A 13,266-nucleotide genomic window follows, 5' to 3' on the forward strand; every position below is an offset into this window, starting at 1 on the left:
CCTAGTACGCGAAGGACAGCTGGTCCGCGGGCTTACCGGCGCTACCCGGCGGCGCACCGTCGGGATCGTCGTCGGTACCCACGCCCTCGTCGTCGGCATCGTCGTGGTCGTCCGGGTCGTGCAAATGCGGCCCCTCGATCACGTACCGGCGCAACAGCGCGAACCACAGCAGGTACAGCACCCCGTACACGGCGGCGAACGTCACCAGCGAGAACGCCATCATCAGCGTCGAATGGCCGGAGACCGCATCGGCGACGGTGAGCCGGATCGACTGGTCGCCGTTCGGGTTCGGCACCACCACCCAGGGCTGGCGGCCCATCTCGGTGAACACCCAGCCCGATGTGTTCGCAAGGAAGGGCGTCGGCAGCGCTATCAGGCAGATCCGGCTGAACCACTTCTGGTCGGGTATCCGTTTGCGCCGGGTGACCCACAGGCCCGCGAGGGCGAGAACACCCGAGCCGACAGACCAGCCCATCATCGCGCGGAAGGCCCAGTACGAGACGAACAGGTTGGGCCGGTAGTCGCCCGGTCCGAACTTCTCGACGGCCTCGGCCTGGAGTTCGGTGACGCCCTTGAGGGTCGAGTTCGGATCGCCGTTGGCGAGGAACGAGGTGAGGTAGGGCACCGAGAGCACGTGCTGCACCGATTCGCAGTCGTTGTGGGTGCCGATGGTGAGCAGCGAGAAACTGGCCCCGGTCTCGGTGGGCACAGCGATTCGGCGGAGGCCATCTTCATGGGCTGCTGCTCGAACATGAGCTTGGCCTGCGCGTCGCCGGTGATCGCGAGGCCCACGGCGGAGACCAGCATGACGCCGAGGCCGAACCGGGTGATCGGGCGGAACATCTGGGCGAGCTCCAGCGCGTCCGGATCACCCCGGCGCATACCGCGCACCATCCACCAGCCGCCGATCGCGGCGACGAAGGTGCCGCCGGTGAGCCAGGCGCCGAACACGGTGTGCGGGAACGCCGCCAAGGTGGTGGAGTTGGTGAGCACCTCCCAGATGCTGGTGAGCTCGGCGCGCCTGGTCTCGGGGTTGTAGGTCGCGCCCACGGGGTGCTGCATCCACGAGTTCGCGGCCACGATGAAGTAGGCGGAGGCGTTCACACCCACCGCGACCATCCAGATACAGCCCAGGTGTACGAGTTTGGGGAGCCGGGTCCAGCCGAATATCCAGAGGCCGAGGAAGGTGGACTCCATAAAGAAGGCCACCAGGCCCTCCAGCGCGAGCGGGGCGCCGAAGACGTCACCCACGAACTTGCTGTACTCGCTCCAGGCCATACCGAACTGGAACTCCTGCACGATGCCGGTGGCCACGCCCAGGGCGAAATTGATGAGGAAGAGCTTGCCGAAGAAGTTGGTACCGCGCAGCCACGCCTTCTTGCCGGTCACCAGCCACAGGGTCTGCATGGTGGCGACCATCGGGGCGAGGCCGATCGTGAGCGGGACCAGGATGAAGTGGAACACCGTGGTCATACCGAATTGCCAGCGCGCGATGTCCAGTGCGCTCATGTGCTCGCTCCCTGGGCTGAGGGCGGGTCGGCCATCACCGACCCGGGTTACTACAACTCGTAGTAGCTACTACGAATGGTAGTAGCCAGCGGACGCGATCCCAAGCACTGAGACTAAGCACACGTCGCCACCCGCAGGCACCGAATGTGCCCCCGTTACGACGAGGCCGAGGCGGACCGTCGCTCCATGCGGCGCTGGTGCAGCAGGCTCGCCGCGACGACGAACACCGCGAGGCCGGTCGAGAGGCCCACCGCGCTGCGCTGGCTCGGGTCGATGATCATCGCGACGATGATGAACACGATGAAGGCGATGACTGCGTAGGTGGCCCACGGGAAGAACCACATCCGCAGCGGCGAAGGTTCCGTCGCCCGGCGGCGCAGGGCGATCTGGCTGAGCGCGATCACCAGGTAGACGAACAACGCCACCGCGCCGGTGGTCGCGAGCAGGTAACCGAACAGCTTTTCCGGCAGCACGTAGTTGCCGATCACGGCGAGGAATCCGAGCAGCATCGACGCCAGCACCGACACCGCTGGAACCCCGCGAGAGGTAGTCCGGCCGGCGGCGCGGGGAGCGTCGCCGCGCTGTGCCAGCGAGTACAGCATCCGCGACGCGGTGTAGAGCGCGCTATTGAGGCACGACGCGACCGCGACCAGCACCACCACATCCATGATCCCCGCGGCCGCCGGGATGTTCATCGCCGTGAGCACCGCCTGGTACGAGCCGGTGGCCGAGTCCAGCGAGTTCCACGGCACCAGCGCCACGACCACGAAGATCGAGCCCAGATAGAACAGGCAGATCCGCCACACCACGGAATTCACCGCACGGGTGATCCCCTTCGCCGGTTCCGGCGACTCGGCGGCGGCGATGGTCACGATCTCCGAGCCCATGAACGTGAACATGGTGGTGAGCATCGCCGCGATCACCGCACTCGCCCCGTTCGGCATGAAGCCGCCGGTATCCCACAGGTGATGCACGCCGGACACACCGGAACCGGGCAGCAGGCCGAGGATCGCGAGCACGCCGAGCACCAGGAAAGCGACGATCGCGAGCACCTTGATCAGAGCGAACCAGAACTCGAACTCGCCGTAGTTGCCCACCGACAGCAGGTTCGTCACGGTGAGCAGCACCACCACGAGCAGCGCCCAGGACCATTGCGGGCCGCCCACCACCTTGGCCATGATCACCGCCGCGGCGGTCGCCTCCACCGGGATCACCAGCACCCAGAACAGCCAGTACAACCAGCCGATGCTGCACCCCGCCCAGCGCCCGAGGGCTCGCTCCGCATAGGTGGAGAACGAGCCCGTGTCCGGCTGCGCCGTCGCCATCTCGCCCAGCATCCGCATCACCAGGATCACCAACAGGCCGGCGAGCGTGTACGAGATCAGCACCGCCGGGCCCGCCAGCTTGATCGCGTTCGCCGAGCCCACGAACAGACCCGCGACGATCACGCCCGCGATCGAGATCATCGTGATGTGCCGGGGTTTAAGGCTCGTCCCCAGTTCGTTACCGCCCGAGCGGTCGGTGACCTGCGTATTCATCCACGGCACATTAGCCCCGCGACGCCGATACCGCTGGACTTGCCGGGTTTGTCCGGAAATGCCCGCGCGCGAACCGATTTCAGGGAGTGTTCTCGATACCCAGCTCAAGCAACGACCGGACGGTCTCGTCCATCGGCGCATCGGGAAGCGCACGACCGTTCAGTGTGTGCACCCGCGCACACAACGTGATCGACGAGATCAGCCACACCCCGTCGTTCATCACCAGATCCACCGGGAACAGCGGCTCGACCGCGGTCGCGACGCCCTTGTCCTGTGCGGCGTCGAACAGGGCCGCCACGGTGGTGCCCGGCAGGATGCCCTGCTCGTCGGGCGGGGTCACCAGCGTACGGCCCCGGGCCACCACCACGGTGGCACGCGGCGCCTCCAGCACACGGCCCTCGCTGGAGGTGAAGATCACATCGTCGACGCCCTGGTCGGCCGCGTACCGGGTGGCCGCCATGTTCACCGCGTACGACAGCGTTTTCGCTCCCAGTAGCAGCCACGGTGCGTCCGTCGCCAGAGCGGTGGAGTAGCCCCGGTTCAGGGTGATCGCAGAGACACCGTCGCGCCGCGCCGTGAGCGCCCGTTCCGGCACCGGCGCCACCGTCAGGTACGCGGTCGGCGACTGCGGATCGGATTCGCGACCGCGGGTGTAGACCAGCCGCAGCGCACCCTCGACGCTCTCCCCGGCCTTCTCGGCGAAGAGCACCGCAGCGCGTTCCATCGCCGCCCACCAGGCACCGTCGTTCGGCGCGGGAAGGCCGAGAGCGGCGGCGGAGCGGGCCAGTCGGTCGAGGTGCGCACGCGCCTTGAGCGGGCGACCCCCGCGCACCAACACCGTCTCGAAGCAGCCATCCCCGCGGACGGCCCCGAGATCGTCGGCGTAGAGCAGTGGCGTATCGGGATCGTGGGCGGAACCGTCGAGGGTCACCACCACGGAAGCGTCGGCCATGGCCGCAAGGTTAGGGCACGCGGAATCGGGCCGTGCGGGCGGCGGGCGTAGAGTCGAGTAGTGGTCGATTCCGAACATGTCGTGTCCGGTATAGCGAATCCCGAGGACGCCGTGGATGCGGGTGTGACCTGGCATTACGGCGATCCGTTCGGTGAGCAACGGGCTGCTGAACGCGGTGCCGCGGTGGTCGACCGGTCGAATCGGCGGGTGATCACGCTCACCGGCCCCGACCGGCTGTCCTGGCTGCACTCGATCACCAGTCAGCACCTCACCGCCCTCCCCGACGGCGGGTCGGTACAGAACCTCAACCTCGACGGCAGCGGCCGGGTACTCGACCACTTCTGGGTCACCGACTCCGACGGGACCGCCTACCTCGACACCGAGCCCGCGACGCTCGCGCCGAAGGAGGCGCCCCTCTCCCCTGATCTGGGCACGTACCTGCAGCGGATGGTGTTCCGGGCCGACGTGCAGGTGCAGGCGCGCGACGACCTCGCGGTGCTCACCGTGTTCGGCCCCGACGCCGCGACCGTCGCGGAGGCGGTGCCCGGCGTGCGGCGCAGCGAGCCGGACGAGGTCAACCTGATCATCGAGCGTGCGGCCGTCCCGGACGCGATCACCACGCTCGTCGCCGCGGGCGCCCGCCCGGTCGGGACGTGGGCGTACGAGGCCCGCCGCGTCGCCGCCGCACACGCTCGTGCCGGACTCGACACCGACGACAAGACCATTCCGCACGAGGTGAATTGGATCGGCACTGCGGTCCACCTGGACAAGGGCTGTTACCGCGGGCAGGAGACGATCGCGCGGGTGCACAACATCGGCCGCCCGCCGCGCCGGCTGGTGCTGCTGCATCTCGACGGTTCCGCCGACGCCACGCCCGCCACCGGCGACCCGGTGACGGTGGACGGTCGCACCGTCGGGCGGCTCGGCACCGTGGTCGAACACGCCGACTACGGCCCGATCGCACTCGCTCTGATCAAACGGACCATCCCGGACGACGCGAAGCTCGAGGCGGGTGGCGCCGCGGCCGCGATCGACGCGGACGTCACGCCCGCCGCCGACACCGCCGAGCAAGCCGGACGGTCCGCCGTCGACCGGCTGCGCGGCCGGTGAGCCGACCGGTGAGCCGGATTCTCGCGGTGTGCGTCGTGGCCGCGGAGCACCGGCTCGACGCCCGCAAGCCGGAACAGCGGACCGCCATCGATAAGCGTCCGTCCGAGGGCCCCATCGAGGTCGGGCCACTGGGACCGGTCACCGACCACGTCTGCGACCGCAGACATCACGGCGGCGAAGAGCAAGCCGTCTACGCGTACTCCCAGCACGAGGCGGAGCGCTGGGCCGACGAGCTCGGCCGCGCGCTGCCGCACGGCTGGTTCGGCGAGAACCTGCGCGTCGACGGACCCACCACCGACCTCGTGGTGGGCACCCGGCTGCGGATCGGCGACACCCTCGAACTCGAGGCCACCATCCCCCGCACACCCTGCCGGACCTTCGCGCTCTGGTCCGGCGAGGACGACTGGCTCAAGCGGTTCACCGCCCGGGCCGACACCGGCGCCTACTTCCGGGTGCTCACCCCCGGTCCGGTGGCCGCCGGCGACCCCGTCACCGAAATCCACGTCCCGGAACACGGCGCCACGGTGCGCGATCTGTTCCGTGCGACACGGCCGGACCGGCTCGAAACGCTCCTGACCGGCCGTGACCTGCCACCGAAGGTGGAGCGGGACGCCCGCAGGGCGCTCAATCGAGCAAAGTGACACCCAGGCGGCAGCACCATCGCCGATCGCACGCTAAACTGGACCCCAGGAAGAATTTGTACACGGAGAAAGGGGCCGCCACCCACCGGGCAAACCGGTAGCTGGCCGCCCCTTCATTGCGCAAGGGGGTCCCCCATGGGCCGCGGCCGAGCAAAGGCGAAGCAGACCAAGGTTGCACGGGAGCTCAAGTACAGCTCCCCCAGCACCGACCTGAAGAGGCTGCAAGACGAGCTGGCGGGTGGCGGGAACGACGAGGCCGATGTGCTCGCCTCTCACCCCGAGTGGAGCGACGTCGCGGGTGAGCCGTACCGCGAGGAGGAGTGGCGCCGCGCCTGACGCGCGCCACCGCTCACATCCTGTAACGCACAAGGAACCGCGCCCCAGCCGGGACGCGGTTCCTCACAGCGTTGCGCTCGAACGCGGCCTGCCTAGAACTTCGGGTGCGAGCCGCTCAGCACCGCACCGGTGGACGAGCCGTCGGACTTCTTGATCGAGCCCAGCACCCAGCTGTCGATGTGGCGTGCCGTGAGCACGGCCAGCGCACGATCGACGTCCTCGGGCGCGACGATCGCCACCATGCCGACGCCCATGTTGAAGGTCTTCTCCATCTCGGCCTGCTCGACCCGGCCGCGCTGCGCGATCAGGGCGAACACGGCCGACGGGCTCCAGGTGTTGCGGTCGAGGTCGGCCACCAGACCGTCCGGGATCACGCGGGCGAGGTTGGCCTCCAGGCCGCCACCGGTCACATGGCAGAAGGTGCGCACCTGTGTCTCCTGGGTGAGCCGCAGGCAATCGAGGGCGTAGATGGCGGTGGGTTCGAGGAGTTCCTCGCCGAGCGTGCGGCCGAACTCCTCGACGTAGCCGCCCAGGTCCATGTGGCCCCAGTCGAGGAGTACCTTGCGGGCCAGGCTGTAACCGTTGCTGTGCAGGCCCGAACTCTTCATGGCGATCACCACATCGCCGGCGCGGACGTTGTCGGGGCCCAGCACCTCGTCGGCCTCGACCACGCCGACGCCGGTCGCGGACAGGTCGTACTCGCCCTCGGCCATGAGGCCGGGGTGCTCAGCGGTCTCGCCGCCGAGGAGGGCACAGCCGGCGCGGACGCAGCCCTCGGCGATGCCGCCGACGAGCTCGGCGACGGTCTCGGGAACCACCTTGCCCACAGCGATGTAGTCCTGCAGGAACAGGGGTTCGGCACCGGTCACGACGAGATCGTCGACGACCATCGCCACTAGATCGATGCCCACGGTGTCGTGCTTGCCCATGGCCTGTGCGACGGCGATCTTGGTGCCCACGCCGTCGGTCGAGGCGGCCAACACGGGCTCGCGGTACTTCTTGAGGGCGAACAGTCCGGCGAATCCGCCGAGACCGCCCAGAACCTCCGGCCGGGTGGCGCGCTTGGCGTGCGGCTTGAACAGCTCGACGGCGCGGTCACCGGCCTCGATGTCGACTCCGGCGGCGGCGTACGAGGCGCCCTGCGGGGGCTGGTTAGTGGAATCCGTCACGGGGTCATAGGCTACCCGACCCCACTGTCAGGGACGTCGGAGCGCGGAGGCGTTGTCGTTCTCGGCGCGCAGCGGATCACCCTCGGGCGAACCCGCCTTGAGCATGTTCTCCAGCACGGCCTTACCCATCGACGTCGACTCGGGCAGCGCGATCGGGTACTGCCCGTCGAAGCAGGCGCGGCACATCGAGCTGCCCTCGTGCTCCGTCGCGGCGGTCATCTCGTCGAGCGAGATGTACCCCAGGCTGTCGGCACCGATGGCGGCGCGCACCGACTCGACCATCGCCTCCATCGAATCGTCGCCGCCGCCGTTGGCGATGAGCTCGGCCGGGGAGGCGAAGTCGATACCGTAGAAGCACGGCCACTTCACCGGCGACGACGCGATGCGCACGTGGATCTCGGCGGCACCGGCCTCGCGGAGCATCCGGATCAGCGCCCGCTGCGTGTTGCCGCGGACGATCGAATCATCCACCACCACAAGGCGTTTTCCTCGGATCACTTCGCGCAGCGGGTTGAGCTTGAGCCGGATGCCGAGTTGCCGGATGGTCTGGCTGGGCTGGATGAAGGTGCGGCCCACGTAGGCGTTCTTCATCAGGCCCTGGCCGTACGGAATACCGGATTCCTGGGCGTAGCCGACAGCTGCGGGAGTTCCGGACTCGGGGACCGGGATCACCAGATCGCCCTCGGCGGGATGCTCGCGGGCCAGACGACGACCGATGTCGACGCGGGTCGAGTGCACCGACCGGCCGTGGATCACCGAATCGGGGCGAGCCAGATACACGTACTCGAAGATGCAGGTCTTCGGGGTGGGCTCGGCGAACCGGGTGGAACGCACACCGTCCTCGTCGATGGCGAGCAGCTCGCCGGGCTCGATGTCGCGCACGAACGAGGCACCGACGATGTCGAAGGCGGCGGTCTCGGAGGCGACCACCCAGCCGCGGTCCAGGCGGCCGAGCGAGAGCGGGCGCACCCCGTGCGGATCACGCGCCGCGTACAGCGTGTGCTCGTCCATGAAGGTGAGGCAGAAGGCACCCTTGAGCGTGGGCAGCAGTTCCATCGCGGCCTGCTCCAGGGTGCGGTCCGCGGCGGCGTGGGCCAGCAGAGCGCCCACCACATCGGAGTCGGACGAGGCGGCGTTCCCGGGGGCCTGCCCGGAGATGCCCAGCTCGGTGGCGCGCTGCGCCAGCTCGGCGGTGTTCACCAGGTTGCCGTTGTGCCCCAGCGCGACACCGTTGCCGGCGCTGGTGGTGCGGAAGATCGGCTGGCTGTTCTCCCACGTGGTGGAACCCGTCGTGGAATAGCGGCAGTGGCCGATGGCCACGTGGCCGGGCATGGAGCTCAGGGTCTGCTCGTCGAAGACCTGGCTCACGAGGCCGAGATCCTTGAACACCAGCACCTGTTGGCCGTCGCCCACGGCAATACCCGCGGCCTCCTGGCCACGGTGTTGCAGGGCGTACAGGCCGTAATAGGAGAGCTTCGCGACGTCCTCCCCCGTGGCCCAGACGCCGAAGACTCCGCATTCCTCGCGGGGCTCCTGCTCGTCCTGATCCTGTCCGACGACGGTAAGCGGAAGCTGCTGCACGGCGACTCCTGAGGCTGGCTGGGGCGGGCCGGTTCCGATTCTACGGGTGCGAAGGCCTCCGAATCGAATCGACGAGTAGGTTTTCCGCCATGGCGAAGAAGATCGACCCTGCCCAGATGCGGGCGGCCGTGCTCGCCGTGCGGGATTGGATCGAGAACGACGATGCGCCGGAGCCCCCGCGGGCAGCGGTCGCGGCGGCCGTGCGGACCACCGCGCGGACGTTGGCGCAGGACGCGCCGGGTGGGTCGGTCGAGGTGCGGGTGCCGCCGTTCGTGGCGGTGCAGTGCATCGACGGGCCCCGGCACACCCGCGGCACGCCCCCGAACGTGGTCGAGTGCGTGCCGCGGGTATGGCTCCGATTGGTGACCGGTGCCATCGATTTCGACGGTGCCGCCGAGGCGGCTCAGGTGCAGGCAAGCGGCTCGCGGGCGGGCGAGGTGGCCCACCTATTGCCCCTTCTGCGGATCTAGCGCGCGGTGCGCACCTTATTGATGCCGGTGGCCAGAGCCTTGGCGACACCGTCGCGGTCGGCGACGGGGTTCGGTCCGGCGCCCGAACCGGTGATGAGCAGCGCGTAACCACGGACGTTCGCGCCCGCGAGCAACTGCTCCTGCTTGATCGGCTTAGCCTTGCCATCGACGGTGACGGTGCCGGTCGACGTGGCGAGCACGGCCTTGCTGCCGGCGGGTGCGCCCGGGAGGTTCACCGGTGTCGAGGTGATGTCCAGGACGACGCGGTCCTTGGTGCCGGCGATGTCGTTCATCTCCACGCGCACCTTGTCGCAGCCGGCCGGGTTCGCGAGCGCCTTGTCGATGCTCTGACCCTCGGCGAGAACCTCGGAGATCGCGGCCTTCTTCGCCTTGTTGACACCGACCACCAGAGGGAGCTTGCTCGACCGCTCGAAGTCGGCGCGGTTGACCACCGGTGCGCAGTGCGCGGGCGTGACCTTGGCCTTGTTCAGGCCGCTACCCACATCGCGCAGTACGTCGGCGAGATCCTTGGCCGAGACCTGCTGCACCTCGTAGCCGGCGGGGAACTCGGCCTGGGTCAGCAGCAACTGGGCGGCCGGGGTGGCCGGCTTACCGGGCGCCGGCGCAGGAGCGGCCTGGGCGACCCCGGCGGGTGCTGCGATGGCCAGAGCGGCGACGACGACCGCCGACCGTCGGAGTGCGTGCATGTGGGTTCCTCCCGAAACGCGATGAGTAGAAGCTGTGAGCGACATTAACGAACCTAACACCGGCCCTGTAGTGCTGTGAACCCGCCGGGCGGCGGGATCGTGGTTTTCCCCCTCCGTGCGCAGCCGTTCTGTCAGGCTTCGGACATGGGAGCGGACGTCGACGCAAGGGACTTCACGCGCGAGGATCGGATGCGGTTTCGCAGGCAGGTGCAGCGCGGAACGGACGCCATCGCGCGCATGTTGGCCGAGGGGCTGTTCACCGATGACGGTGCGCCACCGGAACCACTGCTGGGGATGGAGGTCGAACTCAACCTGGTCGATGACGCGATGGAACCCGCGATGGCGAACGCGGAGGCGCTCGACGCCATCGCCGATCCGGACTTCCAGACGGAATTGGGTCAGTTCAACATCGAGATCAACGTGGCGCCGCGGCCGTTCGTGGACCAGCACACGATCAGTCTCGAAGATTCGCTGCGCGCGTCGCTCAATCGCGCCGACGACCGGGCCCGCGAGCGCGGCGCGCACCTGGTGATGATCGGGATGCTCCCGACCCTCGGGGAGGAGCACTTCGCGAAACAGTGGTTCTCGGCGAATCCGCGCTACGACCTGCTCAACGAGCAGGTGTTCGCGGCACGCGGCGAGGACATCGAGATCGACATCGAGGGCGCGCCGATGCCCGGGGCGATCGTGGGCGAGCGGCTCGACATCACCTCGGACACCATCCTTCCCGAGGCGGCGTGCACCTCACTGCAACTGCACCTGCGGGTGGCCCCGGAAGACTTCGCGGCGCATTGGAACGCGGCCCAGGCGATCGCGGGCGTGCAGGTGGCGATCGCGGCGAACTCACCGTTCCTGGCGGGGAAGGCGCTGTGGCACGAGTCGCGGATCCCCCTGTTCGAACAGGCCACCGACACCCGGCCGATCGAGTTGCGCAATCAGGGGGTGCGCCCGCGGGTGTGGTTCGGGGAGCGGTGGATCACCTCCACCTTCGACCTGTTCGAGGAGAACACCCGCTACTTCCCCGCGCTGCTGCCGGTGTGCACCGACGTCGATCCGCTCGAAGTGGTCGACCGCGGCGAGGCACCGGAACTGCCGGAGCTCCGCATGCACAACGGCACCGTGTACCGGTGGAACCGCCCCGTGTACGACGTGGTCGACGGGCACGCCCACCTACGCGTGGAGAACCGGGTACTGCCGGCGGGGCCCACCGTGGTGGACACCATGGCGAACGCCGCCTTCTACTACGGGACGGTGCGCGCACTGGTCGAGGCCGACCGCCCGATCTGGACGCAGATGAGTTTCGACGCTGCCACCGAGAACCTGCATTCCGGTGCGCGGGATGGCTTCGACGCGGGTCTGTACTGGCCCAATGTGGGCTGGATCCGGCCCGACGAATTGGTGCTTCGCCGCCTGCTGCCCCTGGTCGACGAGGGGCTCCGGGCCTACGGCGTGGGTTCCCGTTCGCGCGACCGCTACCTCACACTGCTGGAGGGACGGTGTGTGCAGCGGCAGACCGGCTCCTCCTGGCAGCGCGCGGCGGTGGCGGCGCGGGAAGCCGCGGGCGAGTCTCGCGATCGGGCCCTGCGCGGCATGCTCGCCGATTACGTCGAGCTGATGCACGAGGGGGCGCCGGTGCACACCTGGGAGGTGTGACGGCGCTTCTCCCGGGAAGGGTTTCGACAGTCGTCCACCGCGTGCCGCGTTCGGGCGTACCGTCGGGATATGGCGAGGTCCGCGTGGCGAACCGGCCTCGGCATTGCGGCACTGTCGCTGTCGGCGTTCCTCGCCGGATGCGGGATCGGTCCGTGGGCCGGGGATATCGCCCCACCGCCACGATCGGCACCCTGTGTCGTGAATAGTCCCACCTCGGGGAAACTCACCATCGGCAACCCGCTGCCGGATGCCGTCGGTCCCAGCGGCCCCCTCCCCCGGGTGATCCCGGGTGCGCCACACCCCGGTTCATCGAACGCCGACCAGTGGCTGCACGCGGAGCCGGTGGTCGTCGATTCCGACTCCGCCACCTACGGTTTCACCGGCGACGGGGTGGTGCACTGGCGGCTTGCACGGGTCGACGTCGCCATTCGCACGGGCGTCGATGAACAGGTCCCGGTGATCGGACGGTGCATCGTGCAGGTCGACTTCGCCACGGCCAAGGCGCGCGACGGTGCCGGTCCCCCGGCCCGGATCGACCGGGACGCACCATCGTTGATCGCGGATGTCACCACGTATCCCTCGCACGGCGACCAGCAGCAGTCCTTCCTCGGCGCCCGTGGTACTGCGGTACGCACCGTGGCCGGTCCCACCTCGATCCGGATCGAGGTGCGGTGAGCTACACCGGTCGCCACGGATCGGTCGGTTGGAACGGCTCCGGGAAGTGCAGCGCGACACCGTCGTCGGCGGCCACTCCGGTGAGCACCGCCATGGTCGCGTTCAGATCGTCCCCGGCGTAGGGCAGGGCGCGCAGTTCGTGGTCGAGCGGCCGGAAGAAGTCGTCCCAGTGGGTCAGCACCACCCGCCGGGCGCCGACGGTGCGCACGGTCTCCGCCCAGTACTGCCGCATGTACTCGGGCGACTGCAGCCCGAGCTGGCCGACGCCCAGATAGACCACGTCGGCGGTGCGACCGGCGAGCGCGCCCGGCACGAATCCGGCGCTGCCCACCACGAGCGCGGTGCGGCCGGTCGGGCGGTGGCACACCAGCATCGACCAGGCCTCGCCGCACCGATAGGCGGACGCCCGGACCGGCGGTATCACCGGCGCGGTGATCGCGCCCGGGTAGCGGTCGGGCGGGCAGTGTCGGCCCGGGATGAGGGTCACATCGAAGGCACCGAACGGATGTGCCTGTGCGTCGGTGACCACGTGGACGCGCCCGTCGGGGAGCGTGTGCCCCAGGTGGGCGACCGATGCACCACCGACCAGGACGGCCCCGGTCCGCTCGGCGACGACAGCAGAATCCATCGCGTGATCGAAATGGGTGTGGACCGGCACCACGGCGTCGAGCTCATCGATCGACAGTCGCGACAGGGCGGCGTCGATCCGGCGCCGCGACGGGGACAGCCTGCCCAGCCCTACGGCGACGAGAGAGGGGCGAGTGAAGAATCCGTCGGTCATCACCGCGGAGTCGCCGTCACTGAACGCGAGCGTGGTCACGCCCGCCCAGGTCACGGTGACCGGCGCCGAGGGGGTCGCGGGCGGCTCGTCGAAGTACCTACGGTGGTCGGCGAGGCGTGGGCGACCGGGCTTGAGGCGCATGCG

Annotated in this window: 12 protein-coding genes and 1 pseudogene; 6 read left to right on the plus strand and 7 right to left on the minus strand. The window is 69.1% G+C overall.

Annotated elements, in window-relative coordinates:
- Position 1: 1 nt before the first annotated feature.
- The 3 genes and pseudogenes from TPAU_RS17850 to TPAU_RS17860 form a co-directional block, all read right to left on the minus strand.
- Positions 2 to 1,509 (minus strand): annotated as a pseudogene (locus TPAU_RS17850) (cytochrome ubiquinol oxidase subunit I).
- A 155-nt stretch (positions 1,510 to 1,664) separates the two neighbouring features.
- A complete protein-coding gene (locus tag TPAU_RS17855; protein WP_013128144.1) occupies positions 1,665 to 3,047 on the minus strand; it encodes an amino acid permease in 1,383 nt (460 codons plus the stop codon).
- A 79-nt stretch (positions 3,048 to 3,126) separates the two neighbouring features.
- Positions 3,127 to 3,999, minus strand: a complete 873-nt coding sequence (locus tag TPAU_RS17860) for an aminodeoxychorismate lyase (protein WP_013128145.1) — start codon at positions 3,997 to 3,999, stop codon at positions 3,127 to 3,129.
- 60 nt (positions 4,000 to 4,059) lie between these two features.
- Between TPAU_RS17860 and ygfZ the strand changes: the two genes are divergently transcribed.
- The 3 genes from ygfZ to TPAU_RS17875 all read left to right on the plus strand — a co-directional run bounded on the left by ygfZ (position 4,060) and on the right by TPAU_RS17875 (position 6,086).
- Entirely contained in the window at positions 4,060 to 5,109 is a 1,050-nt protein-coding gene (gene ygfZ, locus TPAU_RS17865) for a CAF17-like 4Fe-4S cluster assembly/insertion protein YgfZ (protein ID WP_013128146.1), read from the plus strand.
- 8 nt (positions 5,110 to 5,117) lie between these two features.
- Positions 5,118 to 5,750, plus strand: coding sequence for an MOSC domain-containing protein (locus TPAU_RS17870; protein ID WP_013128147.1), 633 nt, complete (start codon positions 5,118 to 5,120; stop codon positions 5,748 to 5,750).
- A 135-nt stretch (positions 5,751 to 5,885) separates the two neighbouring features.
- Positions 5,886 to 6,086, plus strand: coding sequence for a DUF3073 domain-containing protein (locus TPAU_RS17875; RefSeq protein ID WP_013128148.1), 201 nt, complete (start codon positions 5,886 to 5,888; stop codon positions 6,084 to 6,086).
- A 92-nt stretch (positions 6,087 to 6,178) separates the two neighbouring features.
- On the opposite strand, the gene purM is transcribed toward TPAU_RS17875, so the two are convergent.
- Both purM and purF read right to left on the minus strand, forming a co-directional pair.
- Complete coding sequence (purM, locus tag TPAU_RS17880; protein ID WP_013128149.1) at positions 6,179 to 7,255, minus strand: phosphoribosylformylglycinamidine cyclo-ligase; 1,077 nt, start codon at positions 7,253 to 7,255, stop codon at positions 6,179 to 6,181.
- 27 nt (positions 7,256 to 7,282) lie between these two features.
- Positions 7,283 to 8,836, minus strand: a complete 1,554-nt coding sequence (gene purF / locus TPAU_RS17885) for an amidophosphoribosyltransferase (protein WP_013128150.1) — start codon at positions 8,834 to 8,836, stop codon at positions 7,283 to 7,285.
- 89 nt (positions 8,837 to 8,925) lie between these two features.
- Here purF and TPAU_RS17890 point away from each other — a divergent pair, with 89 nt between their 5' ends.
- Positions 8,926 to 9,306: a sterol carrier family protein gene (locus tag TPAU_RS17890; RefSeq protein ID WP_013128151.1), complete on the plus strand. Its 381-nt coding sequence runs from the start codon at positions 8,926 to 8,928 to the stop codon at positions 9,304 to 9,306.
- Here the strand turns inward: TPAU_RS17890 and TPAU_RS17895 are convergent.
- On the minus strand, positions 9,303 to 10,013 hold the full coding sequence (locus tag TPAU_RS17895; protein WP_013128152.1) for a nickel-dependent lactate racemase family protein: 711 nt from the start codon (positions 10,011 to 10,013) through the stop codon (positions 9,303 to 9,305). The two genes, TPAU_RS17890 and TPAU_RS17895, sit on opposite strands and share 4 nt — an antisense overlap.
- Positions 10,014 to 10,157: 144 nt before the next feature.
- On the opposite strand from TPAU_RS17895, the gene TPAU_RS17900 reads away from it, so the two are divergent.
- Both TPAU_RS17900 and TPAU_RS17905 read left to right on the plus strand, forming a co-directional pair.
- On the plus strand, positions 10,158 to 11,666 hold the full coding sequence (locus TPAU_RS17900) for a glutamate-cysteine ligase family protein (protein WP_013128153.1): 1,509 nt from the start codon (positions 10,158 to 10,160) through the stop codon (positions 11,664 to 11,666).
- Between the two features lie 69 nt (positions 11,667 to 11,735).
- The gene (locus TPAU_RS17905; protein ID WP_013128154.1) at positions 11,736 to 12,341 is read left to right on the plus strand and encodes a hypothetical protein; all 606 of its coding nucleotides are present in this window, start codon (positions 11,736 to 11,738) and stop codon (positions 12,339 to 12,341) included.
- A gap of 1 nt (position 12,342) precedes the next feature.
- Here TPAU_RS17905 and TPAU_RS17910 read toward each other — a convergent pair whose 3' ends face one another.
- Positions 12,343 to 13,263 (minus strand): MBL fold metallo-hydrolase, encoded by a 921-nt coding sequence (locus TPAU_RS17910; RefSeq protein ID WP_013128155.1) that lies wholly within the window; start codon positions 13,261 to 13,263, stop codon positions 12,343 to 12,345.
- Positions 13,264 to 13,266 lie beyond the last annotated feature (3 nt).

Source organism: Tsukamurella paurometabola DSM 20162 (assembly GCF_000092225.1).
Lineage (GTDB): Bacteria > Actinomycetota > Actinomycetes > Mycobacteriales > Mycobacteriaceae > Tsukamurella > Tsukamurella paurometabola.

What these genes read in the sequence shown, in the direction of transcription:
- TPAU_RS17910 (WP_013128155.1), bottom strand. Translation starts at nt 13,263, where the DNA reads ATGCGCCTCAAGCCCGGTCGCCCACGCCTCGCCGACCACCGTAGGTAC.
- TPAU_RS17860 (WP_013128145.1), bottom strand. Translation starts at nt 3,999, where the DNA reads ATGGCCGACGCTTCCGTGGTGGTGACCCTCGACGGTTCCGCCCACGAT.
- TPAU_RS17855 (WP_013128144.1), bottom strand. Translation starts at nt 3,047, where the DNA reads ATGAATACGCAGGTCACCGACCGCTCGGGCGGTAACGAACTGGGGACG.
- TPAU_RS17900 (WP_013128153.1), top strand. Translation starts at nt 10,158, where the DNA reads ATGGGAGCGGACGTCGACGCAAGGGACTTCACGCGCGAGGATCGGATG.
- TPAU_RS17905 (WP_013128154.1), top strand. Translation starts at nt 11,736, where the DNA reads ATGGCGAGGTCCGCGTGGCGAACCGGCCTCGGCATTGCGGCACTGTCG.
- TPAU_RS17875 (WP_013128148.1), top strand. Translation starts at nt 5,886, where the DNA reads ATGGGCCGCGGCCGAGCAAAGGCGAAGCAGACCAAGGTTGCACGGGAG.
- TPAU_RS17895 (WP_013128152.1), bottom strand. Translation starts at nt 10,013, where the DNA reads ATGCACGCACTCCGACGGTCGGCGGTCGTCGTCGCCGCTCTGGCCATC.
- TPAU_RS17890 (WP_013128151.1), top strand. Translation starts at nt 8,926, where the DNA reads ATGGCGAAGAAGATCGACCCTGCCCAGATGCGGGCGGCCGTGCTCGCC.